The 24,742-nt window shown below is 55.8% G+C and carries 23 protein-coding genes and 3 riboswitches; of the genes, 9 read left to right on the forward strand and 14 right to left on the reverse strand.

Annotated features, from left to right (window positions below; translation table 11 throughout):
• Window position 1: 1 nt before the first annotated feature.
• Window positions 2-1,963, reverse strand: a complete 1,962-nt coding sequence (locus BLO51_RS02040) for an NADPH-dependent 2,4-dienoyl-CoA reductase (protein WP_090666322.1) — start codon at window positions 1,961-1,963, stop codon at window positions 2-4.
• A 44-nt stretch (window positions 1,964-2,007) separates the two neighbouring features.
• Complete coding sequence (locus BLO51_RS02045) at window positions 2,008-2,229, reverse strand: hypothetical protein (protein WP_090666324.1); 222 nt, start codon at window positions 2,227-2,229, stop codon at window positions 2,008-2,010.
• A 211-nt stretch (window positions 2,230-2,440) separates the two neighbouring features.
• Here BLO51_RS02045 and BLO51_RS02050 point away from each other — a divergent pair, with 211 nt between their 5' ends.
• Complete coding sequence (locus BLO51_RS02050; RefSeq protein ID WP_090666326.1) at window positions 2,441-3,259, forward strand: alkaline phosphatase family protein; 819 nt, start codon at window positions 2,441-2,443, stop codon at window positions 3,257-3,259.
• A 131-nt stretch (window positions 3,260-3,390) separates the two neighbouring features.
• Here BLO51_RS02050 and BLO51_RS02055 read toward each other — a convergent pair whose 3' ends face one another.
• Both BLO51_RS02055 and tdh read right to left on the reverse strand, forming a co-directional pair.
• Window positions 3,391-4,569, reverse strand: coding sequence for a glycine C-acetyltransferase (locus BLO51_RS02055; protein WP_090666328.1), 1,179 nt, complete (start codon window positions 4,567-4,569; stop codon window positions 3,391-3,393).
• Window positions 4,541-5,644: an L-threonine 3-dehydrogenase gene (gene tdh / locus BLO51_RS02060; protein ID WP_090666330.1), complete on the reverse strand. Its 1,104-nt coding sequence runs from the start codon at window positions 5,642-5,644 to the stop codon at window positions 4,541-4,543. The genes BLO51_RS02055 and tdh overlap by 29 nt, the downstream gene beginning before the upstream one ends.
• 216 nt (window positions 5,645-5,860) lie before the next feature.
• Here tdh and BLO51_RS02065 point away from each other — a divergent pair, with 216 nt between their 5' ends.
• Window positions 5,861-6,421 (forward strand): helix-turn-helix domain-containing protein, encoded by a 561-nt coding sequence (locus tag BLO51_RS02065; protein ID WP_090666333.1) that lies wholly within the window; start codon window positions 5,861-5,863, stop codon window positions 6,419-6,421.
• Between the two features lie 131 nt (window positions 6,422-6,552).
• On the opposite strand, the gene BLO51_RS02070 is transcribed toward BLO51_RS02065, so the two are convergent.
• The 7 genes from BLO51_RS02070 to gcvH all read right to left on the reverse strand — a co-directional run bounded on the left by BLO51_RS02070 (window position 6,553) and on the right by gcvH (window position 12,033).
• A complete protein-coding gene (locus BLO51_RS02070; protein WP_090666335.1) occupies window positions 6,553-7,596 on the reverse strand; it encodes an NADH:flavin oxidoreductase in 1,044 nt (347 codons plus the stop codon).
• 205 nt (window positions 7,597-7,801) lie between these two features.
• Window positions 7,802-8,386: a TetR/AcrR family transcriptional regulator gene (locus BLO51_RS02075; protein ID WP_090666337.1), complete on the reverse strand. Its 585-nt coding sequence runs from the start codon at window positions 8,384-8,386 to the stop codon at window positions 7,802-7,804.
• Window positions 8,387-8,578: 192 nt separating this feature from the next.
• Complete coding sequence (locus tag BLO51_RS02080) at window positions 8,579-9,400, reverse strand: ABC transporter substrate-binding protein (RefSeq protein ID WP_245719494.1); 822 nt, start codon at window positions 9,398-9,400, stop codon at window positions 8,579-8,581.
• Window positions 9,401-9,407: 7 nt separating this feature from the next.
• Window positions 9,408-9,578: a hypothetical protein gene (locus BLO51_RS30035; RefSeq protein WP_245719495.1), complete on the reverse strand. Its 171-nt coding sequence runs from the start codon at window positions 9,576-9,578 to the stop codon at window positions 9,408-9,410.
• A 374-nt stretch (window positions 9,579-9,952) separates the two neighbouring features.
• Window positions 9,953-10,864 carry an L-serine ammonia-lyase, iron-sulfur-dependent, subunit alpha gene (sdaAA, locus tag BLO51_RS02085; RefSeq protein WP_090666339.1) on the reverse strand — a complete coding sequence of 304 codons (912 nt, stop codon included), beginning with the start codon at window positions 10,862-10,864 and terminating at the stop codon, window positions 9,953-9,955.
• On the reverse strand, window positions 10,861-11,544 hold the full coding sequence (gene sdaAB / locus BLO51_RS02090; RefSeq protein WP_090666341.1) for an L-serine ammonia-lyase, iron-sulfur-dependent subunit beta: 684 nt from the start codon (window positions 11,542-11,544) through the stop codon (window positions 10,861-10,863). Before sdaAB ends, sdaAA begins: the two co-directional genes overlap by 4 nt.
• Window positions 11,545-11,634: 90 nt before the next feature.
• Window positions 11,635-12,033, reverse strand: coding sequence for a glycine cleavage system protein GcvH (gcvH, locus tag BLO51_RS02095; protein ID WP_090666606.1), 399 nt, complete (start codon window positions 12,031-12,033; stop codon window positions 11,635-11,637).
• Window positions 12,034-12,381: 348 nt separating this feature from the next.
• Window positions 12,382-12,501: riboswitch (glycine riboswitch) on the reverse strand.
• A 149-nt stretch (window positions 12,502-12,650) separates the two neighbouring features.
• Window positions 12,651-12,751: riboswitch (glycine riboswitch) on the forward strand.
• Window positions 12,752-12,877: riboswitch (glycine riboswitch) on the forward strand.
• Window positions 12,878-12,979: 102 nt separating this feature from the next.
• On the opposite strand from gcvH, the gene gcvT reads away from it, so the two are divergent.
• The 3 genes from gcvT to gcvPB are packed head-to-tail and all read left to right on the forward strand — an operon-like array spanning window position 12,980 to window position 16,938.
• Window positions 12,980-14,089: a glycine cleavage system aminomethyltransferase GcvT gene (gene gcvT, locus BLO51_RS02100; protein ID WP_090666343.1), complete on the forward strand. Its 1,110-nt coding sequence runs from the start codon at window positions 12,980-12,982 to the stop codon at window positions 14,087-14,089.
• 36 nt (window positions 14,090-14,125) lie between these two features.
• Complete coding sequence (gcvPA, locus tag BLO51_RS02105; protein ID WP_090666345.1) at window positions 14,126-15,484, forward strand: aminomethyl-transferring glycine dehydrogenase subunit GcvPA; 1,359 nt, start codon at window positions 14,126-14,128, stop codon at window positions 15,482-15,484.
• Window positions 15,481-16,938 (forward strand): aminomethyl-transferring glycine dehydrogenase subunit GcvPB, encoded by a 1,458-nt coding sequence (gcvPB, locus tag BLO51_RS02110; RefSeq protein ID WP_090666347.1) that lies wholly within the window; start codon window positions 15,481-15,483, stop codon window positions 16,936-16,938. Before gcvPA ends, gcvPB begins: the two co-directional genes overlap by 4 nt.
• A gap of 195 nt (window positions 16,939-17,133) precedes the next feature.
• On the opposite strand, the gene BLO51_RS02115 is transcribed toward gcvPB, so the two are convergent.
• Window positions 17,134-17,526 (reverse strand): hypothetical protein, encoded by a 393-nt coding sequence (locus tag BLO51_RS02115; protein ID WP_090666349.1) that lies wholly within the window; start codon window positions 17,524-17,526, stop codon window positions 17,134-17,136.
• A 185-nt stretch (window positions 17,527-17,711) separates the two neighbouring features.
• On the opposite strand from BLO51_RS02115, the gene BLO51_RS02120 reads away from it, so the two are divergent.
• The 4 genes from BLO51_RS02120 to BLO51_RS02135 all read left to right on the forward strand — a co-directional run bounded on the left by BLO51_RS02120 (window position 17,712) and on the right by BLO51_RS02135 (window position 22,470).
• Window positions 17,712-19,316 (forward strand): LytS/YhcK type 5TM receptor domain-containing protein, encoded by a 1,605-nt coding sequence (locus tag BLO51_RS02120; protein ID WP_090666351.1) that lies wholly within the window; start codon window positions 17,712-17,714, stop codon window positions 19,314-19,316.
• 5 nt (window positions 19,317-19,321) lie between these two features.
• Window positions 19,322-20,065: a LytR/AlgR family response regulator transcription factor gene (locus tag BLO51_RS02125; RefSeq protein WP_090666353.1), complete on the forward strand. Its 744-nt coding sequence runs from the start codon at window positions 19,322-19,324 to the stop codon at window positions 20,063-20,065.
• A 121-nt stretch (window positions 20,066-20,186) separates the two neighbouring features.
• Window positions 20,187-22,274 (forward strand): carbon starvation CstA family protein, encoded by a 2,088-nt coding sequence (locus BLO51_RS02130; protein WP_090666355.1) that lies wholly within the window; start codon window positions 20,187-20,189, stop codon window positions 22,272-22,274.
• On the forward strand, window positions 22,267-22,470 hold the full coding sequence (locus BLO51_RS02135; protein ID WP_010493609.1) for a YbdD/YjiX family protein: 204 nt from the start codon (window positions 22,267-22,269) through the stop codon (window positions 22,468-22,470). The genes BLO51_RS02130 and BLO51_RS02135 overlap by 8 nt, the downstream gene beginning before the upstream one ends.
• A 145-nt stretch (window positions 22,471-22,615) precedes the next feature.
• On the opposite strand, the gene BLO51_RS02140 is transcribed toward BLO51_RS02135, so the two are convergent.
• Both BLO51_RS02140 and BLO51_RS02145 read right to left on the reverse strand, forming a co-directional pair.
• Complete coding sequence (locus BLO51_RS02140; protein WP_090666358.1) at window positions 22,616-23,212, reverse strand: hypothetical protein; 597 nt, start codon at window positions 23,210-23,212, stop codon at window positions 22,616-22,618.
• A 345-nt stretch (window positions 23,213-23,557) separates the two neighbouring features.
• Window positions 23,558-24,691, reverse strand: a complete 1,134-nt coding sequence (locus BLO51_RS02145; protein ID WP_090666360.1) for a glycoside hydrolase family 88 protein — start codon at window positions 24,689-24,691, stop codon at window positions 23,558-23,560.
• Window positions 24,692-24,742 lie beyond the last annotated feature (51 nt).

Genomic DNA, 24,742 nt, shown 5'->3' on the forward strand with positions numbered 1-24,742 from the left:
GTTATTCGGTCTTCGCAAGCCTGCCTTCCTCGTAAGCAATACATGCGCCTTCATAGATGGCTCGCTTGGCATCCAGCTCTCCCGGGAATCGGGCTCCGCCGATCTTGACGACAGGAATGCCGGCCCGCTGCACGAGCTGGTCATCCCACACTTCGGATAATTGTCCGGCGGCAAGAATGACGGTGTCGGCGGGAATTTTTTTCGTTTCCGGCCCGCGCTCCGTCTGCAGCTGTATGACAACTCCGTCTTCGTCAATCCGCTCGTAGCTTAAGTCGGTCACAAATTGAACCTTTTTCTGCCGCAGATGCGAAAGGAGCGCCCAACGGGTCGTTTTGCCGAGCGTTTCGCCGGGCTTGCCTTTTCGGCGAAGCAAATAAATCTCACGCTCCGCCTGCTCGGATAAGTAATGCGCCAGATCGCAGCCGATCCCTCCCGCTCCGATGATCACGACCCGCTTCCCAACCTCCGCCTCCCCCCGGAGCACTTGCTGATACGTCAATACATGAGGAAGCGAGGTTCCCGGCAGCTCCGGGATTCGCGGCTTGATGCCGCTGGCCAGCACGACCAGATCCGGAGCAAGAGCGGCGATTTCCTCCGGCGTCGGACGATGGTTTAAGCGGATATCGACGCCTAAGCGGTGTAACTCATGCTGGTAATAGCGCAGCGTTTCGGCAAACTCCTGTTTGCCGGGAATGTGCTTCGCCAGATTCAACTGCCCGCCCAGCCGGTCTTCCTTTTCGTACAGCACGACGCGCTCGCCAATCTCGGCCAATGCCCGCGCCGCTTCCATCCCGGCGGCCCCACCGCCGATGACCGCGATGTGGCGGGGACGGTGTACCCTGAAAGGCTTCCACTTCGATTCCCGGCCCGCCCTCGGATTGACCAGACAAGAGGCAGGCAGGCCGTCAAACACTTGATCGAGACACGCCTGATTGCAAGCAATACAGGTATTGATCCGGTCGAATTGCCCGGCGCGGGCTTTGCGCAGCAGATCAGGGTCCGCCAGGAAGGGACGCGCCATCGATACCAGATCGCACGCTCCGCGCTGCAGCAGCTCGTCGGCCAGCCGGGGGTCGTTAATCCGGTTGCTGCCGATCACCGGAACGTTGACCACCCGTTTGATCGTTTCCGCGATGTGAATATATCCGGCCCGGGGAACCATCATGGAGATGGTCGGCACTTGAGATTCGTGCCAGCCGATGCCCACGTTAATCGCATCCGCTCCTGCATCTGCGACCATACCGGCGAATTGCAGCGTTTCTTCCTCCGTCGTGCTGTCCGGGACCAGATCGGCGCCGGATAGCCGGAAAATGACCGGATAGCCGGGCTCGACCGCTTCGCGGACTGCTTGAACGATACGCAGCGCGAATTTTGTCCGATGCTCGAACGAGCCGCCCCATGCATCGGTGCGTTTATTGGTGGCCGGTGATAAAAATTGATTGATCAGATATCCTTCCGACCCCATAATCTCCACGGCATCGAACCCGAGGTCGGCCGCCTTCTTCGCGCTGACCGCAAAGCGGGCGATAAGCTCTTCAATTTCCTCCGAGCTAAGCTCTCTGGGTGTGTGACGATGGATCGGCGAACGGATGGCGGAAGGCGCTACGGCGGGGATGCTCGTCAAATCCGCGTAGGCGTACCGCCCCGCGTGAAACAATTGGGCCGCAATCCGCCCTCCGGCCGCATGCACTTGAGCCGTCAGGCTTTCCATATGCTTGCCATGCTCATCGTTGTAAAAGCCCAGGAAGTTATGGCCGCCGTCCCCTTCGGGCGAGACGGAAATGCCACCCGTCACGATCAAGCCCGGACCGTCCTGACCAGCTCTTTCCTTATAGAAATCAATCAAGGCTTGACTGCCCGCCTCTTCCCCCTCCAGCCCGGTATGCATAGAGCCCATAATGACACGGTTAGGAAGCTCCAAGCGGCCCAAGCGTATCGGCTGAAACAAATGATCCAGCTTCATTGTCTCCCTCCCTTTCATTGAACAGGACCTGCTATATTCATCATTTATATGCAGTACTTGCCATTTGTAACAACATCAATCCATACGATTCTCTTGAGTTGTGACGATTCATTATCATTCGGCGGAAAGGAAAGCCTTCTTCCATCCCTGCCCCAGATTACCGGCAGCGAGCTGTTTGCTTTTGTAAGCGGTTTCGAAAAATACGGTTCCTTGAAATTCCTCCCTTCTTCTACAACATTGCGTTGCTTTTTCCCTTCTTTAAACATCTTTCGACGTTATTCCTGTAAATTCCTTCTATGTAAATATAATGATTACTTTGTTTGCGAAGTCCATGCTGTAGCAATAGAAGCGTTGTTGTTCAAAGGAGTTCCTCTTTTCTACAGAAAATGTGTGTTTAGTTGTGATTTGTTGTATTTAATTTGACTTTTTCCCCTAACGAGGATTATGATAAACGTAACGAAAGGGGAGAGCTCATCCATGAAACCTATCGCTCGTGTCATTATTATTGGCTGGGACGGAGCAGGCAATTTCGTAACGTCCGCGAATACGCCCAACTTGGACCGGCTCGTCCGGATGGGGACGTTCGACTTCCAAGCCCAGACGGCGTCTCCGACGATCAGCGCGCAATGCTGGGGATCGCTTCTGCATGGCGTCGCGTCGGACAAGCACGGATTGACCAACGAAACCGCAAGCAGCCATACGTACCCGGACGACTCGCCGTATCCATCGATCTTTCGGGTCGTGCGCGAGGCATATCCCGATGCTGTATTGGCCGCATTCAGCGCGTGGTCCCCGATCAACGACGGCATCATCGAATCGTCCATCGGCGTCCATAAAGTATCGATGAAGGACCGCGACCTGTCGCTGGCCGCTGCCGCTTATATCCGGGAGCACCCCGAACTGAAGCTGATGTACGTCCAGCTGGATTTGCCGGATGCAGCCGGTCACCGGTACGGATACAATACGCCCGGACAACTGCGAGCGATCGAAGAAGCGGATGAGCATACCGGATTTATACTCGATGCGCTCAAACAAACGGGACTTCTGGACGACAGCTTGCTGATCCTCGTGTCCGATCATGGCGGCGGCGGAGCCGACCCGCGGGACCATGGCAGCGATCACCCGATGGACAAGACGATCTTTTGGGGCTGCGTCGGTCCGGGCATCGGGCGCGGCGCTTCGCTTCGGGGCACGATGACGATCACTGATACGGCAGCTGTCGTCGTCCGGGCGCTTGGTATCGAAGCTCCCGCAACGTGGGAAGCGAAGCTTCCGGAACGGCTTTTTGCGGAATAATCCGGTCCCGGCTAGTCCCAGACAATATACATGACCGATTAACAAAATGCAGCCAAGTCCCCGTCCGTCCCGTCAACCAAAAACAAGCGGCCGCTTCTCCCCTGAGAGACGGCCGCTTGCTCTTTCCTCTTTTACCCCAGCAATCCCAACTGCTTGCCTGCACGCTCCAGCGCGTTCAACGCAAAATCAAGATCCTCCTGCGTGTGCCCTGCAGTCACGATAAACCGCACCCGGCCTTTGTCCATCGCAACCGTCGGGTATACGATGCCTTGCGCGAAGATGCCTTCTTCCAGCAGTAGGTCGGAGAAGCGCATCGTCTTCGCCGGGTCGCCCACGATGACCGGGACGATCGGCGTCTCGCTCCCGCCCGTATCGAATCCGAGACCCTGTACCTTCGAACGGAAATATGAGGCGTTCGCCCACAGCTTCTTGATCAGCTCGTCGCTTTGCTTGAGCACTTGAATCGCCGCAAGGCAGGTAGCGGCCACCGCAGGCGTCTGCGACGTACTGAACAGAAACGGACGCGCTTTATGAATCAAATAATCCTTCAATACCCGGTCGCACGCGACGTAGCCCCCGACCGCGCCAACGGCTTTGGACAGCGTGCCTACTTGGATGTGCACCCGCCCGTGCAGCCCGAAGTGGTCGGTCGAGCCTTTGCCGTTTTTGCCGAGCACACCGCTCGCATGAGCGTCGTCGACGTAAACGTAGGCGTCGTACTTCTCGGCCAGCTCCACAATGTGCGGCAGCGGGGCAATGTCGCCATCCATGCTGAATACGCCGTCCGTCACGACGACGCGCTTTTTAAACTCTGCGCTTTCCTTGAGCACGGCTTCCAGTTGGTCCATATCTTTGTGCGCGAATATTTTCCGGTGCGCCTTCGTCAGCCGGATGCCGTCGATGATGCTCGCATGGTTTAGCTCGTCGCTGATGACGACATCGTCCGGACCGAGAATGGACGAGAGCACGCCTTGATTCGTCGTAAATCCGGATTGGAACACGAGCGCCGCTTCCGTCCCCTTAAACTGGGCCAGCTCCTGCTCCAGCCGGTCGTGAATGTCGAGCGTGCCCGTAATGGTGCGCACCGAGCCGCTGCCGACGCCGTACTGCTCGGTAGCCCGAATGGCCGCTTCCTTCAGGTCGGGGTGATCGGTAAGCCCCAGATAGTTGTTCGAAGACATCTGAAGCAGCCGGCGGCCGTTCAACGTCATCCAAGTGCCCGAGCGGCTCTCCCAGACTGTAAGCGGACGATACCGTCCTTCCTGCTTCGCTTGCTCCAACTCATCCCGCAGTGAGTTCCAATTGGCCATGAACGAGCTCCCCCTTATTGGTTGTTTGTGTATCCGTGTTGTGGTGAAATACGATTTTGCCGCATTGGCCGGAAGCCGCGAGCGCGAAAGCTTCCTCATACTGATCCAATGTAAAAGTGTGCGTAATGAGCGGCTTCAGATCGATCCGCGCCCGGTCGAGCAAGCCCTTGAGCTGGTACCAGGTCTGGTACATGCGCCGTCCGGTGATGCCTTCCACGCGAATTCCCTTGAAAATGATATGCCGCGACAGGTCGAGCGAGACCTCCCGGGTCGGAATGCCCAATAGCGAGACGCGGGCTGCCGGAGCCGCCGCTTCGAATCCGCCGCGGATCGCGTCCGGGTGACCGGACATTTCCAGCACTACCTCCGCCCCTTCCCCGCCGGTATGCTCCATAATCGCCTGCACCATGGACGTCTCCTTGCTGTTGATCGTCACGTCCGCTCCCATCGTGCGGGCCAGTCCCAAACGGTAAGCGTTTACGTCCACCGCCATCACCGTACCCGCTCCGCATGCTTTGGCCACCGCTACCGCCATCAAGCCGATCGGTCCGGTGCCGATGACAGCCACCGACTTGCCGACGATGTCGCCGGAAAGCACCGTCTGTACGGCGTTGCCCAGCGGGTCCTGCAAGCAAGCGAGCTCAAAGGGCAGCTGCGGATCGTTGTGAATCACGTTGGTCGCTTTGACGACCGCGTAGTCCCCGAAGCAGCCCGGCGCCGTGATGCCGAAGCTTTTCGTGTTCGGGCAGACGTGCGCGTTACCAGTCCGGCAGGCCTTACAGACGCCGCAGACGATATGCCCTTCCGCCGAGATGCGGTCCCCGAGCTTCACGTTCGTAACCCGGCTTCCTACGGCTTCTACGACACCCGCGAATTCATGGCCGAATACGTTAGGCGTAACGACTGTTTGCTCCGCCCAGGCGTCCCATTGGTAAATATGTAAATCCGTGCCGCAGATTGAAGTCGTTTTCACCCGGACCAACACTTCGTCGGGACCACACACCGGAACGGGAACCTCCTTCAATACCGCGCCGAACGCCCGCTTTTCTTTCACAAGCCCTATCATTGTTCCCATCGTGCATCCCTCCGCCGGATGTTGTATAATATAATAAACCATTGTGCGCTATGGTGTACTTATACACTATATTATACATATGTATGTGATATTGTACATAGGTTAAAGCGGCACCTTGTAAAAATTTTTTTTCCTGCCGGCAAGTCCACACGGAAACGTTGTGCGCGACCGCCGTTTGTTTATAATGGAGAGAGTAAAGCAGCAGGGGAGGATATCATGGAGCACGAACAAATTCATAAGAAAATCGGCAAAAGTCTTCAAGCCATCCGCAAAGCCCGCTCGCTCAGCCTCGACCAAGTAGCGGAGCTGACGGGGGTCAGCAAAGCGATGCTCGGACAAATCGAACGCGGCGATTCGAATCCGACGATCTCGATCCTGTGGAAAATCGTGAACGGCCTGCGCATCTCGTTTACATCTCTGATCGAAGAGGAACCGGCCAAGGTTACGCATTTCCGCTTTGAGAATTTGGAGCCTTTTGTGGAGGAGGAGGGCCGGTACCGGGCGTTCCCGCTCGTTCCGTTCGACCAGCAGAAGCGCTTTGAAATTTATTCGGTAGAAATGGAAGCGAACTGCACCCACATTTCGGAGCCGCATAACGAGGGGATCGAAGAGTACATTTTGATGATGCAGGGCGAGCTCGACATCACGATCCAGCAGAAGACGTACACGCTGAAGGTCGGGGACGCGCTTCAGTTTACGGCGGACCAAAGCCATATTTATACGAATAAAACGGATCAGAAAACAATGTACCACAACATCATCCTCTACCCTTCCTGATCCGCAGCAAATGAAAACGGCAATCCGGGAAGCAGCGCCTCCTTCGGATTGCCGTTTTTGCTACGCTATAGCAGGAACTCCTGCTCAGTAACCGCCAAAATGTATCCCGTGTTTGCTAATCAAACGGGAACTTAATGAAGTGTTTTCATTGCCTCAGTCGTAAAGGGAACCATTTCGGCTGTTCGGCCGTCGCGGATATTGTTTGCCCAAAGAGGGTCCACCAATAATGCCCGACCTACGGCTACCAGATCAAATTCTTGACGTTCCAGCCTCTCGATTAACCCGTCGTCGATCTTCGTATTATCGGCTCCCTTTCCTTCGGTAAAGAGGCTCGTAAAAACGCCATCCAGACCAACCGATCCGACCGTAATCGTTGGTTTCCCTGTCAACTTTTTTGTCCATCCAGCAAGATTCAGATCGGAACCTTCGAACTCCGGCTCCCAGAAACGGCGCGTTGAGCAGTGGAAAATATCAACGCCCGCGTCGACCAAGGGCGCCAAGAACTGTTCCAGTTGCTCAGGTGTTTCAGCCAATTTCGCTGTGTAGTCACTCATCTTCCATTGAGAGAAACGAAGCACGATTGGGAATTCCGGTCCGACGGCACGGCGGCATGCTTCGATAACCTCCACTGCGAAGCGGGTGCGCGCAACCATGTCACCGCCATAGCTGTCGGTTCGCGTGTTGGTTTTCTCCCAGAAAAATTGGTCGATTAAATATCCATGCGCGCCGTGAAGCTCGATGCCGTCGAAGCCAAGCCGCTTGGCTTCGGATGCTGCCTGTGCGAAGCCTTGGACGATTGCGGTGATTTCCGATTCCGAATAATCGCCTACATGGCCTTGCGCTCCCATATGCCAAATCTGCGGTATGATCCGTCCGCCCGCCGCGTGTACCTCAGTCACTACGTTTGCCCAACCGTTTAATGCAGCTTCACCATAGAAGTGCGGTACGTTGGCTTGATTGGACGAATCCGGATGATGGATTACCGTACCTTCCGTCACGATAAGTCCGACACCGTTTTCGGCCCTGCGTCGGTAATAGGCGGCCACATCCAAACCTGGCACGCCGTCCGGGGAAAATTGCCGGGTCATCGGTGCCATCACGATACGATTAGGCAGAGTCATACTTCCGCTTGCGAATGGTTTGAACAAGGCCTGAACAGATTGAGAATAGCTCATAGTAACCTCCAAATTAAATTATGTTAATTTTTCGACATGTTGTCATCAGCGTTAAAAGAGTTACAATCAGCATCTTGAATTCGGATTTTTGCTTATGTATTTGGATAATCCCGGAGAACCACCTCCTTCAATCTCACTTTTATTGTCAATTGTTTACCGACTGACCCTTTATTGACTACGCGGTCAAAAACTTCGCAAAAAAAGATCAAGATTCGAGCATCGCAAAAGACGTACGTAAGACCGCATCGATCTGCTCTCGGGAAGCACCTGATCTCTCCATGATTTTCGCGCCGAGAAGAGCGTTGTTCAGGTAAGCAGCAAGCTCTTTGCTGGTATAGCGGGTCATAATGAACCGCTGCTCCTGACCGCTACGGATGATCTTCTCAAGTATTTGTTCGACATTGGCGAACATCATCTCTATTTCGCGGGTTACTTCCTCATCGTTGGTTCCGAATTCCAGCACGGAATTTACCATGAAACATCCTCTACGAATGGTTTCGTTGCCTTGACATAGCGCAGCATCGCGTATGGCCTCCAACTTTTTCAAGGGGGACACTTCCTCCTGAGAGGCCAGTTCTTCCAGCACGGATACACTCTGTTCGCGATACAACGCCAACGCCTTTAAAAACAAGGCCCGCTTATCTTCAAATACGCAATACAAGCTTTGCTTCTTAATCCGCGTCGTACGGGTCAAATCCTCAAAGGAAGTCGACTTAAAGCCTTTCGTCCAGAACACTTCCATGAACTGGTACAGTGCACGATCGACATCAAATTCTCTTGGTCTGCTCATAGGGCAATGATATCAATTCTTGACCATGAAGTCAAAAATCGTTCGCCGGTGTAAGGTGCTTATTCCAAAACAAAAAAACTTGCCTGATCTTTGGCAAGTTTGGCTTTAGTGCTAAGGTAAAAATACAGTGCCAATAAAATGGAGTGCCCCAAATCTATATATTGAGTCTAGGAATATACCGGCTGTGCAAATCTAGAAACTATCAAACCTTTTGCGAATGTCCTCAAGCAGCAGCTTGGCCGCTATAATGCCCCCGGACGTATTCCAGATCGGCTCGTTGACGACGAAGGCCCGTTTCGTTTTGACGACGGTCATGTTTTGAGCGAGCGGGCTGCCCAGCCATTCCTCGGCCGTTTTCTTGGCTCCGGTGTCCCCTTGACGGTCTGAGACGAAATAGAACATCACGTCTCCGTCGAGCACGGTCATTTGCTCCTGCGTAATGTCGGCGGAGAAATCGTCCTTGTTCTGGGCGTCCGGACGGGCAAAGCCGAGCTGGTTCAAAATAATTCCGGCGAAGTTGTTCTTGTAATAGACGCGAACCTTGCCGGGCTGGAAGCGGGCCAACGACACGCGCATTTTGGTCTTGTCGCCCAAGTGCGCTTTGGTCTGCTCGACCGCTTTGTTGTAATCGTCCAGCACAGCCTTGCCTTCGGCTTCTTTGTTCAGCGCCGCGGCATACAGCTTGAAGTTGTCGATCATGCTGTCGCCCAGATTTTCCGTAAAGACCGTAGGCGCGATGGCCGACAGCTGCTGGTAAATTTTCTCCTGGCGCACCTTCGTCCCGAGAATCAGATCTGGCTTCAGCGTCGCGATGACTTCGACATTCGGCTGCGTCTCGTCCCCGATCATCTTCACGTCGGCCATCTGCTCTTTAATATGCTCGAACCACGGATCGCCGATCCAGGATTTCACCGCGGCTACCGGTTTGATACCGAGCGCCAGCAGTGATTCGGTTCCCTGATTCGTCAGAACGACGACCCGCTGCGGAGTGCCCGTGATTTTCGTCTCCCCCATGGCATGCTTAATCGTCCGGGACGCCGTTTCCTGCGAAGGCTGCTGCCCCGCCTCCGGTTTCCCGCTCCCTCCGCCGCAAGCCGCGGCGACCAAAGCGAGAGCGGAAGTTTCTGTGATCCGCCTTCGATTTGAACCCGATGAGCGTGATGCCGCGGACAATCTGCTTTTGGAAGATCATAACAAAAGGGTTCATCCGTGCTAAAAAGGGGATATGGTAATAAAGGACGGGGATTGGACAAAATAGACGCAGCCCGCTCTTGGCGAATGCGTCTATACGTTTTTATTGAAAACCTTTACATTTACATTTTTGATCTGTTTCAGGGTATAATAGGATAGTGTAATGAAAAGAACAATCGAGTAGACTAAGCACAAGCACTACAAGAAGGATATTTGACACCGTATAGCGCCAAGGAATAAATCGCAAGCTGATTCTCTCATTCCAAGGAGGAGCCATTCCATGTCAGACTATCAAATCCGCTTATTGAAAGCGTTCTCCCTGCTGCTGTTTCTATTATTGGTGATGGGCATCGAGTATTACAGCCAGCTTCACGGTTAGACATGCTCCTTCTGCTCGCTCGTCCCGTTCCGCTTACGGTCGCGCAGCTGCTCCGTCAGCTTCCGTCCCGTCGGCGTCTGCGCCAGCCCGCCGAGCGCCGTTTCCCGGTGCTCTCGCGGCATAGCTTGACCAACCGACAGCATAACGCCGATCACTTCGTCCGACGGAATGACGCTGCGTACGCCGGCCAGCGCCATGTCGGCGGCGGCGAGCGCATTGACGGCGCCAAGCCCGTTGCGAACGATGCACGGAATTTCCACGAGTCCGGCAACCGGGTCGCAGATCAGGCCAAGCGTATTTTTCAGCGCCAAGCCGACCGCATGCATCGCCTGCTCTGGACTGCCGCCGCGCATTTCGACCAGCGCGCCCGCCGCCATCCCGATGGCGGAGCCGACTTCGGCCTGACAGCCGCCTTCCGCACCGGAAATGGACGAGTTGTTGGCAATGACATACCCGATCGCCCCGGCGCAAAACAGTCCTTCGACCAGCTTCTCGTCCGACCAGCCGAACCGTTCCTGCGAGCTGACGAATACGCCGGGGATAATGCCGCAGGAGCCCGCCGTCGGCGTCGCCACCACGCGGCCCATCGAAGCGTTCACTTCCGATACGGCAAGCGCATAGGCCATCGCCGTACACGCTTCGCGGCCGGAGGAAGGATCGCCGCTCGCCGCGAAGGAAGCGACCCGGCCGGCGTCGCCGCCCGTCAGTCCGCTCCGTGAAGCCGTCGGCTGTTCGATGCCCCGCCGCACCGCTTCTTTCATCGTTTGATAATACTCCGCCATCTGGCGGATGACCTGCTCCCTCGTCTCGCCGGTTTCTTTCACCTGCTCCTCAATCATGAGGTGCGCGACCGTCGTCGATTCCGAGCGGCATAGTTCGGCCAACTGCCGCAGCGTATGAAATCTCATGCTCTCATGCTCCTTTGTGCCAAATCGATGATCTTCGCGTCCGCCACGTCCGGCAGTAGGCAAATGGAGTCCAGCATGCCCTCCGGTGGAGCCGAATCCATCTCGATAACCGTCATTGCTTCGCCTTGACGACCCTTGCGGTCGACATCCATAAATCCGATATTGATTCCCGCCTCGCTGACAACCTTCGTAATCGAGGCGAGAATTCCCGTACGGTCCGAATGCTTGATCACCAGCATCGGGTACTGCGCTGTGCAGCTGACGTCAAAGCCGTTCAGTGAATGAATCTCAATGTTGCCCCCGCCAATGGAAGCACCCAGTACCTCCGCATAGCGATCGCCCGACCACAGCTCGATTTTGGCCGTGTTTGGATGAGGCGCCGCCCCGGTTCCCGGCTCGAACGTGATCTCTATGCCGAGCGACCGGGCTTCGTCCAGCACATCCGGAATGCGGGGATCGTCCGTATCGTAGTCGAGCAGCCCCCCGGCGATCGCCAGATCGGTGCCGTGACCCCAATAAGTCTCCGCGAACGATTCGTACAGAAGCACGCGGGCTTTCTCCGGCCTGCAGCCGAGCAGTTGTCGCGCCACACGGCCGATGCGGACCGCACCGGCCGTATGGGAGCTGGAGGGACCGACCATCGCCGGCCCAATAATCGTAAACACATGCTTGAAGCGCATTGGACATACCTTCTTTCAACGGTTCGTCCGTTTTGACCGCCGGTTTTTGTTCTAAACGATACTGTCCGATTTGCCCGGTTTGCCGGACGGTTAGTCCTGGCTTGCGACGAACTCGCCGTAGGCTTCGGCGGTAAGCAAGCTCTCCAGCGCTTGGCTGATTTCCCCGTCGATTTCCACTTCCACGATCCAACCGGCTCCGTACGGCTCGCTGTTGACCAGCTCCGGCGAATCGAGCAGCGCTTCGTTCACCTTCGTCACCGTCCCCGCAACCGGGCTGAACAGATCGGATACCGTCTTGACGGATTCGATCGTTCCCATCGGCGCATGCGCCTCCAGCTTGGCGCCAAGCTTCGGCAGCTCGACGAACACGATGTCTCCAAGCTGATGCTGGGCAAAATCCGTAATGCCGATCCGCACAGTCGTCGCCCCGCTCTTTTCCGCCCATTCATGCTCTTCCGTATAACGCAATCCCGCTTTCACTTCACTCATCGTCAGCACCCTTTTCTCCTGAAATGAATAAATCCCAATCGCTTTGAAAACGCGGGCAGCAGCATGACGGCGGCTCTGCCCCTATCGTGTTTCCGCTCCGCCTTGCTTGCCGTCGGCAAAACGGTCTGCTTCCTCTTAGCGTATCCGCCAATACCGGCGCTTTATCCGCGTCATCACCAGATTGAAGCGCTTCCACTCAAATTGCCCGGCTGTACCTGCTCGCTCGCAAACACCAAAAAAGGACAGGAAAAGGCATCTCGCCTTGTTCTCTGTCCCGGGTACCTGAGAGTTTAGGGCCGCTCGTCGCGCCGTTACCCCTTTGGTGGCTTACGCTCTCTCCAGAGGCGCGTCGGATGGCGGTACATTTACCTGAGAGATTAATCGCCATTCGGCAGGTTTGGCGACTTGCTCCTTCGGTGCCTTATGCGGGCTTATCGCGGCCGCTCCGGTCTCTCCCAACCATCGTCATTCGCTGTATTCACATCTCCTTCAAGAGTAATTCAACCGGGTGGGGATGTCAAGAATTCACACCAAAATCTTGCCTGACGTTTGCGGTTGACACAGGCCTGCTCTTTAGAGTATTAATGAATATAGAGCTATACAACCGAATACCGCGGATGAACGTAAAGGGAGAGACTACCGGAACGCACGGTAGCGCCGAAGGAGTAAGCCCGCCAAGCCGGGTGAATCTCTCAGGCAAAAGGACCTCTACCGGACGCAACTCTGGAGAGCGCCCTGCTTGCTTTATGCAAGGTTAGGGTCACCCAAGGGGAAACTTGTACGGCCGCTTCCATCCCGGAAGACTACAAGGTAACTCTCAGGTACAAAGGACAGAGCGGAAGGACAGCACAGGCATGTGTTTTTGGCATGCTTACCTGCCTTTTCGTTCTGTCCTTTTTTCGCTTGAACCCTGTCGCAATCCCATACTACGATTGAGGTGATCCGATTGAATCCGTCATTGAAAAGAACGCCGCTTTTTCCTTTGTATGCCGAGTACCCCGGCGTCCGCTGTATCGACTTCGGCGGCTGGGAGCTACCGGTCCAATTTTCCGGCATTGGGCGCGAACACGAAGCTGTCAGGCAGCAGGCCGGCTTGTTCGACGTATCGCACATGGGCGAATTTCTCGTAACCGGAACCTTCGCGGAGACGTTCCTCCAGCGGGTAACAACGAATGACGTCTCGAAGCTCGCCGACGGCCAGGCGCAGTATACGCTGATGTGTTACGAAGACGGGGGCGTCGTCGACGATCTGCTCGTCTACCGGCTGTCGGCCGATCAATTTATGCTCGTCGTCAACGCCTCCAATATCGACAAAGACTTCCGCTGGCTGGAATCGCATCTGCTTGGCGATGTCTCTCTGGAGAACAAGTCGGATACGACGGCCCTCCTCGCGCTGCAAGGTCCGAACGCTCAAGCGATTGCCGCCCGCGTCACGGACGCCGAATTGAATGCGCTGTCACAGTTCCATTTTATTCCTGATGTCAAGGTATGCGGCGTGCCCGCGCTTGTCTCCCGCACCGGCTACACCGGCGAAGACGGCTTCGAGTTTTATGTTTCCGCGGACGACGCCCCCGCGCTATGGAAAGGGCTGATGGAAGCGGGCGAGCCGCTCGGTCTGACGCCGACTGGACTAGGTGCGCGGGATACGCTGCGGTTCGAGGCCAAGCTGCCGCTGTACGGGCAGGAGCTTTCCGATAAGATTACGCCGCTGGAGGCGGGCCTCGGCTTCTTCGTCAAGCTGGCGAAGGACGACTTTATCGGTCGGGACGCGCTGCTCCGCCAGAAGGAAGAAGGCGTGCCGCGCAAGCTCGTCGGCATCGAGATGATTGACCGCGGCATTCCCCGTTCCCATTATCCCGTCTATGCCGGCGACCGGCAGATCGGCGAGGTGACCACCGGGACGCAGTCCCCTACGCTCAAGCGGAATCTCGGTCTGGCGCTGGTTCAAGCGGAATATGGCGAGCCGGGCACCGAAGTGGACGTGGAAATCCGGGGCAGCCGGTTGAAGGCTGTTGTTGTCAAAGCGCCGTTTTATCGGCGAAACGGGAAATCCTAACAGAAGCGAGAAACGACAAGGAGTGAAACCCATCCAATGAGCGTCAAACACCGCTATTTGCCTATGACCGACCGTGATCGCGCCGACATGCTGCGCACGATCGGCGTCGACTCGGTCGATGAGCTGTTTCGAGACATACCCGATCCGATCCGCTACCGCGGCACACTGCCGATGTCCGGCGCGCTGGACGAAATCTCGCTGCTGAAGCATATGAAGCAGTTGGCTTCGCGCAATGCGGATACGAGTCAATACACCAGCTTTCTGGGCGCGGGTCTGTACGATCACCACGTGCCCGTCGTCATCAATCATATCATTTCCCGTTCGGAGTTTTATACGGCCTACACGCCATATCAGCCGGAAATCAGCCAAGGGGAGCTGCAGGCGATTTTCGAATTTCAATCGTACATTTGCGAGCTGACCGGCATGAAGGTTGCCAACGCCAGCATGTACGACGGCGCGACGGCGCTGGCCGAAGCGGGCGCTCTCGCCAGCGGCGCCACGCAGCGGAAGCAGATCGTCATCTCGCGGACCGTCCACCCCGAGGCGCGCGAAATTATGCGCACGACGGCGCGCGGCCTGAACCTGAACGTGGTGGAGGTTGACTATGCGGACGGCGTGACCGATCTGGAGCAGCTGAAAGCTGCGGTAACCGACGATACCGCCGCCGTCATCGTGCAGTCGCCGAACTTCTTCGGCTGCATCGAGGATCTGGCGGGGATCGAACCGATCGCTCACAGCCGCAAAGCGCTATTCGTCGTCAGCACGAATCCGATATCGCTCGGACTGCTGGAAGCGCCCGGTAAGCTGGGCGCGGACATCGTCGTGGGCGATGCTCAGCCGCTCGGCATTCATCCGGCGTTCGGCGGCCCGACCTGCGGATTCTTCGCCGTCTCCGAGCCGCTGATGCGCCGCATGCCCGGCCGGATCGTCGGCCAAACGGTCGACCGCGACGGTAAGCGCGGCTTCGTGCTGACGCTGCAAGCCCGGGAGCAGCACATCCGACGCGAAAAAGCGACCTCGAACATTTGTTCGAACCAAGCGCTGCTGGCGTTGTGCGCCTCCGTCTACCTGTCCACGATGGGCAAGGAAGGAATGCGCGAGGTGGGAAGCCTGAATCTGCAGAAATCCCACTATGCCGCACGCGAGCTGGCGAAGCTCGAAGGTCCGTCGCTGCCGTTCACGGCGCCTTTCTTCAACGAATTCGTCGTGAGCCTTCCGGCGAACGCCAATATCGCGGACTTGAACGAACGGCTGTTGGAAGCCGGGTTTATCGGCGGGCTCGATCTGGGCCGATATTATCCCGAGCTTCAGAACCATATGCTTGTCGCCGTTACCGAAAAACGGACCAAAGCCGAAATTGACGAATTTGCAGCACGATTGGGGGAACTCGTATGAAACCGGAAAAAGCGCTCATTTTCGAGCTGAGCCAGCCGGGGCGCGTCGCGTACTCGCTGCCCGCCTGCGACGTCCCGGAGACGGAAGCCGCCGAGCTGGTTCCGTCCCACATGCTTCGCAGCGAGCCAGCCGCCCTGCCGGAAGTGTACGAGGTCGACGTGATCCGGCATTACACCGAGCTGTCGCGCCTCAACTTCGGCGTAGACAACGGCTTTTATCCGCTCGGCTCGTGCACGATGAAATACAATCCGAAAATTAACGAAGATACCGCGCGTTTCCCCGGGTTCGCCGGAATTCACCCGTATCAGCCGGAATCCAGCGTTCAAGGGGCACTGGAGCTGCTGTACACGCTCCAGAACGATCTCGCCGCGCTCACCGGCATGGATCAGGTGACGCTGCAGCCGGCTGCGGGAGCGCACGGCGAATGGACGGGGCTCATGATGATTCGCGCTTACCACGAAAGCCGGGGCGAGACGCGGACCAAGGTCATCGTACCGGACTCCTCCCACGGGACGAACCCTGCCAGCGCGACGACGGCCGGATTCGAGACACTGACGATCAAATCGAACGAACAGGGATTCGTCGATCTGGACGCGCTGCGCGCGGCGGTCGGGCCCGACACGGCCGCGCTCATGCTGACAAATCCGAGCACGCTCGGCTTGTTCGAGGAGCATATCGTGGAGATCGCGGAGATCGTCCACGCCGCAGGCGGCTTGCTCTACTATGACGGAGCCAACTCCAACGCCATCATGGGCATTACGCGCCCCGGCGACATGGGCTTCGACGTCGTGCATCTCAACCTGCACAAGACGATGAGCACCCCGCACGGCGGCGGCGGTCCAGGCGCAGGGCCGGTCGGGGTGAAAGGCAAGCTCATTCCGTTCCTGCCGAAGCCGATCGTGGCCCGTCGTGAGGATGGCACGTTCTATCTCGACTCCAACCGTCCGGACTCGATCGGCCGGGTGAAGGCTTTCAACGGCAACTTCGGCATTCTCGTCCGGGCGTATACGTACATCCGTACTTACGGTCCGGAAGGGCTCCGCGAAGTATCGGAATACGCGGTGCTGAACGCCAACTACATGATGCACCGGCTTGCTCCGTATTTCGAAATGCCATATCCGGGCGTCTGCAAGCACGAGTTCGTCATGTCCGGACGCGGCCTCAAAAAGTACGGCGTGCGGACGCTCGACGTCGCCAAGCGCCTGCTCGATTTCGGCTATCATCCGCCGACCATCTACTTCCCGCTCAACGTCGAGGAATGCATCATGATTGAGCCGACGGAGACGGAAAGCAAGGAAACGCTCGACGCGTTTATCGATACGATGATCCGGATTGTGAAGGAAGCCGAGGAGCAGCCGGACCTGCTGTTAAACGCCCCGTACACGACCGTCGTCCGACGGCTCGATGAAACGCTGGCTGCCCGCAAGCCCGTACTGAACTGCACCTGCGAGTAAAGGCTGCCCGCGCTTAAACTATACCGCGGTCAGATCATCCGGCTCAGCCGGAAAGTCTGACACTCGCATTGCGCCAAAAAACTAAAACCCTGGCCGTCTGCGGAAGTCCGTTGTTACAGGACCTTCGGCGAAGCAGCCGGGGTTTTGGCGTGGAGCGGCAAATTCGGGCGTGAAATTAAGGCGGGCACGCCGTACTTAATCCCAGTCCATATAAAAGGTCGCCGTCAGCTTACCGCTTGCGCACTCGGGACAATCCAGCTGAACCGCTCCCGGATCGCCGGGCACGGGATGCATCGCTTCCATGCATTTCCCACAGGAATAGGTGGTGACAAAATAATCGCTATCCGACTTCATCTCCAGGTAAAGCTCATTCCGGAGCGAACGGCATGCCCTACACCGGTACAAAGCATTGTAAGCCTCGTATCGGGTGCTTGGTTCCTTCTCAAACTCGGCAATTCGCTGCTTAAGCGCCGTGTCCTGCACGAATGAAGCGATGGAATGCAGATCAACGTACATGAATCCGATTCCTACAAAAACGTTCGTATGATAGCCGCAATGACCGCATTCCAGTTTATACGCTTCGCCCATATTTACTCCCCTCTCCGGAAAACGAAACGACTCTATTATAATAGCACGAGATTCGTTTCGATTTTTCATAAATACATTATTTTCAAATTAACCCCATTTTTTCATTCTTTCGACGTTCACAGCGCAGCAAATACGATATAATAGACAACAAAGTACCGAGATTCCTCTAAAACGGATGTGTAAGGATGCTGCATCTTTTTGTCGATATGCTGGAGCGGGTCGGCTTCCTGATTGCGCTGGCGTTCGTCTTCTCGCGGAGCCGGTGGATGCGAAGCTATATGAGCTACCAAGGGGAGCTAGCTCATCAGTGGCGCTTCGTCGTCTTTTTCAGCCTGTATGCGATTCTCGGTACGTATTCCGGGGTAACCGTGACCCCGCATTCGTACCAACCGGCGCCATGGATCGGCGATGTCTCCCCCACAGCCGCCATCGCCAACTCCCGGTCGATCGGGGTCGTCATTGCCGGCCTGCTCGGCGGGGTGAAGAGCGGGCTGATCGTCGGCGTCATTGCCGGCCTGCACCGCTACAGCCTCGGCGGCTTCGTCGCCGTCGCCTGCATGCTGGCGCCTGTCGCCCAAGGCATCATGGCGGGATTATGCCGCAATGCCGTCAAACGACGGTTCCGGCACGCGGCTTCGGCCAAGCCTGCGTTTGTCGTCGGCCTGCTCGCGGAAGCAGTGCAGATGGGTTTGATTTTGCTGCTTGCGAAGCCTTGGAACGAGGCGCTCGGTTTGGTTTCGCTGATCGGGATTCCGCAAGTAGTTGCCAACGGGATCGGAGTATCGCTGTTTTTCATCGTGTATCATACGATGGAAAGCGAGGAGGACCGGATCGGGACAGAGCACGCGCGCAAAGCGCTGCATATCGCCGATTTAACGATGCCGCTGTGGCGCTTGGATTTTGACCGGGCGGTCCGGGAAGTTGCGAGAACGCTGCATGAGGAGACGAAAGCCGTCGGCGCGTATTTTTACAAAAACGATATGGAATGGGTCAAGGAAGGCCGCCAGACGCCGTATTGGGTCGATTTGCCGATGGAAATGCAAAATAAGAAGCAGATCGGCCGCTTCCGTTTGTTTTACGAGCGGAAGCAGGAGGATACCCCGTCCCGGCGGCGGATGATGACAACGCTAGCACGGCTTATTTCTCAGCAGTATGCTTTCGTGGAAGCGGAGCGGCAGGGACAGCTGTTGGCCGATGCCGAAATCCGCTCGCTGCAGGCGCAGATGAGCCCGCACTTTTTATTCAACGTATTGAATACGGTCAAATCGTTCATCCGCACGAAACCGGAGGAAGCGCGGCAGCTCGTTATGCACCTGTCCAAATTTCTCCGCAAAAATATAAACGGCAGCAGCAAAACGCTGGTCACGGTCCGCGACGAGCTTGAGCTTGTTATGTCCTACCTGAGCTTGACCAAGGCACGGCTTGGCAACCAACTGGAGTTTGTAACGGATATTGACGAAGCGACGCTGGACTGCCGCATTCCGCCGTTTACGATTCAGCCGCTGGTGGAAAACGCGATTGTGCACGGGCTCCAAAACATCGGCAGGCCCGGCATGATCCGTCTCGGCGTGAAGCAGGAAGCGTACGGCGGACAATACCGCGCCCGGATCACGGTGGAGGACAACGGCACAGGTATGTGCCAAGGCGTGGCGGGCGCGGTGGACGAGCATGCGGGCGTGGCGCTGCACAACATCGGCCAGCGGCTGAGCTATCATTACGGCACGGAGCAGCCGCTGCAGATCGATAGCACGCCGGGGAAAGGCACAAAAGTTAGCTTTTGGGTGAGGTGATAGAAATGGGCTGGAATGTGGTGATTGCCGATGATGAAGCGCCTTCTCGGGAGGAGCTGGCTTATTTGCTGGAGCAGATTGCCGACGTGTCGCAGGTGACGCAAGCGGTTGGCGGAATGGACGCGATCCGCAAGGTGAAGGAGCAGACGCCTGACGTGCTGTTTCTCGATATGGAGATGCCGGACCTCAGCGGATTGCAGGTGGCGCAAATCGTAGGCGAGCTCGACCCGGGGGTTAAAATCGTCTTTTCCACCGCTTACGATCATTATGCGGTCGACGCCTTCAAGCTGCGCGCGTTTCATTACGTCTTGAAGCCGTATGACGAGGACGATCTCGATGCGGTCTTTCGGGAATTGCGGCTGGCCGCGGAGAAGAGCCTTGCATCGAATTCGCGCAAGCCTGTGGCAGGAGACGCCTGCGTGAAGCTGGCGCTGGAATTGGACGATGGCATCAAGTACGTATCGCCGAAACATATCGTTTATATCAGCAAGGAAGGCAAGCGGGTTCAAGTCCATACGATCGACAAAGCTTACGAGGTCTCCTATACCTTGCAAGAGCTGGAGCAGAAGCTCGCGCCGTTCGGTTTTTTCCGCTGTCATAAAAGCTATCTGGTCCGGCTGGAAGCGATCTCGGAATTGAAGTCGTGGGTCAACGGGGCTTACGACGTACGGATGGACGATACAGCGCGGAGCCGAGTTCCCGTCAGCCGGAATTACGTGAAGGAGCTGCGTTTGAAGCTGGAAATCTGACATCTTGAACCGGGTTCCGGACATCATGCGATCCAAGCGGTTTCCTTCGGGCAAAAGAGCGTTTATACTTGTTTGCAAACGCTGCCAATATGGAAGCAATTCACAGGTGGAGGGAACCGCTATGGCTAAAAGCTTGAAATCCATAGGTTTGTGGGGACTCGTATCGGTACTCGGCGCCCTCGGATTCGCGGCGATTGCGCTGAACCGCGGAGAATCGGTCAACGCCGTTTGGCTGATTGTCGCCGCCGTCTCGTGCTATGCCGTCGCTTACCGCTTTTACAGTAAATTTCTGGCCCGTAAAGTGCTCGGTTTGGACGATAACCGCAAGACGCCGGCCGAAATCAACAATGACGGCAAAGATTACGTGCCAACAAACAAATGGGTCTTGTTCGGGCATCACTTCGCCGCGATCGCTGGCGCGGGGCCGCTCGTCGGTCCGGTGCTTGCGGCACAGATGGGCTACTTGCCCGGCACGCTCTGGATTGTGATCGGCGTTATTCTCGGCGGAGCCGTACAGGACTTCGTCATTTTATTCGCTTCGACGAGACGAGGCGGCAAATCGCTCGGTGAAATGATCAAGGACGAAATCGGCCCGACCGCCGGTGTGATCGCCATGGTCGGCATTCTCGCCATTATGGTCATTCTGCTCGCCGTATTGGCGCTTGTTGTCGTCAAAGCGCTGGTCGGCAGCCCTTGGGGGATGTTCACCATCGCAGCCACCATCCCCATCGCCGTCGTGATGGGAATCTACATGCGGTTTATTCGTCCGGGCCGAGTCGCCGAAGCTTCGCTGATCGGGCTGGTGCTACTCTTGGGCTCTCTCGTAGGGGGCAAGTACGTGGCGGAAAGCCCGGTGCTCTCTGGCCTGTTTACGTTCAGCGGTGAAACGATTGCGCTCATGCTGATTGCTTACGGCTTCATCGCTTCCGCGCTGCCGGTCTGGCTGCTGCTGGCTCCGCGCGATTACTTGAGCACGTTTCTGAAAATCGGCACGATCGTTGGACTGGCGCTCGGCATCCTGTTCGTCATGCCGGATCTGGCGATGCCGTCCACGACGAAGTTTATCGACGGCACGGGCCCGGTGTTTGCCGGCAATCTGTTCCCGTTCCTGTTCATTACGATTGCGTGCGGCGCCGTCTCCGGTTTCCATTCGCTGATTTCGTCCGGCACGACGCCGAAAATGCTGGAGCGGGAGACGCACGCCCGGCCGATCGGCTACGGCGCGATGCTGATGGAATCGTTCGTCGCCATTATGGCGCTGATCGCCGCCTGCGTCATTACGCCGGGCGCCTACTTCGCCATTAACTCCCCGGCTTCCGCCATCGGCACCGATGCGGTGCAAGCGGCGGCCACGCTAACGTCATGGGGCTTTACGATCACACCCGACGATCTGACGAATTTAGCCAAAGACGTCGGCGAATCGACGATTCTCTCACGGACCGGCGGCGCACCGACGTTCGCGATCGGCATGGCGCATATTTTGTCCGGGGTCATTGGCGGCAAGGCGCTGATGGCGTTCTGGTATCATTTTGCCATCTTGTTCGAGGCCTTGTTTATTTTGACGACGATCGATGCGGGAACCCGGGTAGGCCGGTTTATGATTCAAGAAATTCTCGGCAGCGTCGTCAAGCCACTCGGCAATACCGAATCGACGCTTGGCAACGTCGTGGCTACGGCGCTTTGCGTGGCCGGTTGGGGCTATTTCTTGTATCAAGGCGTCATCGACCCGCTAGGCGGCATCAACTCGCTCTGGGCGCTGTTCGGTATCGCCAATCAGATGCTGGCGGGCATGGCGCTCATTCTCGGCTCGACCATCCTGCTAAAAATGGGCAAGAAAGCGTACGCCTGGGTGACGCTGGTGCCGACGGTCTGGCTGCTCACCATTACGATGACGGCTGGTTGGCAAAAGCTGTTTCATCCCGACGCCAAGATCGGGTTTCTGACCCATGCGCAGCAGTATCAGGACGCTTTGAACGCCGGGAAGCTGGTGGCTCCGGCCAAAACGGCCGCGCAAATGCAGCAGATCATCACGAACGATTATGTGGATGCGATCTTATGCGGCGTGTTTATGATCATCGTGCTGGCTGTGCTCCTCGTATCGCTGCGGACATGGTACCGCGTGCTGAAGGGCCTGCCTGTCGGGCTGAGCGAAGCGCCTTACGTAGCGCGCGGCGCAGACGGCGCCCGGGAGGTGCCGAAGTATGTTTGAGGCGGTCAAGGATGTGCTCAAGTACCGCAGACAGTTCCTCGACTTGCTCGTCGGGGTTCCGAACTATGAGCGGTACGTCGAGCATCGAAAGGAATGCCATCCGGGGGAGCCGATCCAGACACGGGAGGAGTTTTTCCGCGAGGCGCAGGAAGCCCGATACAACGCCAAAGGTGGCAAAGTTTCGCGCTGCTGCTGAGAGCGAGTTAAGGCCGGTCCGATAGGAGAGACTTTGCTTGTTGAGATTTTGCAGCTGATTGACTTATTCATTAAATAAATGTGTAACTACTCAGGTTTCCTCAGAGTAGTTACCAAATGCTTATTTTCAACGTTTATGACCGAATTCATTTTTTAGGCTTGTAACTAATCATTTCAATTTGATTTTCTTTAAAAGACCAACTTTGTTCTAAGTCCGTTGCAACATTTTGACTAATGCGAATCGGAAAACTTTTTACTTTATCATTTATTTTTATTCGCATTGGCTTTGATATACCTTTGATATAATCCTCAATCTCCTTATAAATAGGATATCCTTTTGGATAATGTAGATTAATATCTTCATATGTGAAATATTCTCCTGTTTCGTCGTTAATTGCAACAGCCTTTTGATAAGATAATTCAAGATAAAGGTCATCAATCCAAAACCTTTTGACCTCATCCGAATATTGAAACTTATTACTTACAAGGTGAAACCCTAAAGTATCTGGAATTACAACAGAATATACGAATCCGATTCTGTTATTGATTTTTTCCATAGATGTAACATGATTATAATATTTTTTGTATTCAACAAGAACGTTTTCTTTGCTATGCTTGGGGCGCTCAAATGTTGTTACTTCAAAAGTTATCCCATATTTATCGCATATTTCAAGAATGTTTTCAAATTCATTTGGTGTAATAAGGAATTTTGTCATCCAAAAACCGCATTTAATCGTACCCATTCCTCAACCTCTTTATCGTATAATATAATTTTTTACAAATCCTTATCCCATGATGGTCACGTTTCTTCAAAAAAAGAGACCCGCCAACGGGGCGAGTCTTCAAAGGTTTATATATTAAAAAGGGGGTCTTGCTTATTATATTACACCCCCAACATGTTAAATACATAACAGGAACATTTCATTTCTGTAACAAAATTGTAACCGCTGTCATTTCGCGAAAAATCTTGCTCTCTTCTCCCCAGCACTACTGCAATATTGACATGATGGGCCTCCCGCTTTCATGCCAAAATACTCCCTTACGCCATCCTACGCGGATCGAATCGTAAGGGAGCTTTCCCATTCATTCTAGCTTCTTTCGTGCCAATAGCCCGTGATGCCTTTTTCCATACGAAGCAGCGCTTCGAGGTAGTAATAATCGCCCCAAATCATATAATCGTCCGGCGCCGATCCGCCGCGCACGCTGTATGAGCCGTGCTCCAGCAGCCCTTCCGCATCCGGCTGTCCGATCGTGGAATAATTCTCGACCAGCGATTTCATCGAGCGGTGCAGCCCGTCCTCCAGGAAGGCCCGGTCGGCATCCTCGGCGTTCAAATGAGACAGAAGCTCAACAAGTCCGGCTGATGCGATCGCGGACGCGGAGCTGTCGCGTTTCGTCTCCGGGGTGACTGGCGCATCAAAGTCCCAGTACACCACATCGTCTTCCGGAAGCCGCTCAAGGAAATAACGCGCCATGCGGCGGGACGTTTCCAGATACAGCGGATTTTTCGTATACCGGTAAGACAAAGCGAACCCGTAAATGCCCCAAGCTTGTCCCCGGGTCCATGTAGAGGCATCGCGGTAGCCTTGATGCGTTCCCCCACGAAGCGACTCGCCCGTTTCTTGGTCGAAGTAGAACGTATGGAAAGACGAATCGTCCCCACGGACTAAGAAACGCCGCGATTTGTCGGCGTGCGTAACCGCTACGTCCAAGTACTCCTTGTTGCCCGTCTGCTCGTAAGCCCAGTACAGTAAAGGCAGGTTCATCATGCAGTCGATGATGATGCGACCACCGTTCTCCGGATCGCCTTCCAGTCCCCACGCTTGAATGTAACGGCCTTTCGGACGCCAACGCCGCATCATGACATCGGCCGCTTCCAGCGCCAGCTGCTTGGCAGCCGGGTCCCGCTCGATAATCCACTGTGCTTTGGCGGAAAGCGAGTACAAGAACCCGATATCGTGATGGTCCAGCACCCGATGGGCTTCAAGCCGTTTCTTGAAACTTTCGACCGTCCACACGGCCGCTTCACGGAACGCTTCGTCCTTGGTATGCTCATAGCAAAGCCACAGCATCCCGGACCAGAAGCCTTCCGTCCAATCGCAATTATCGTTTAAAATATATTTTCCGTTCTCGCTGACATGAGGAAACAAGCCGCTGAATTTACCGATGTTGGCTTTTGTTTTTTGAACCGCGTCTTCAATCGCCTTTTGCCACAAATTCATAAGGATCAAGCTCCTTTTCTGGTTGTCGTTTATGTAGGGCCCGAAGGCCAA

The sequence above is a fragment of the Paenibacillus tianmuensis genome (assembly GCF_900100345.1).
GTDB lineage: Bacteria > Bacillota > Bacilli > Paenibacillales > NBRC-103111 > Paenibacillus_G > Paenibacillus_G tianmuensis.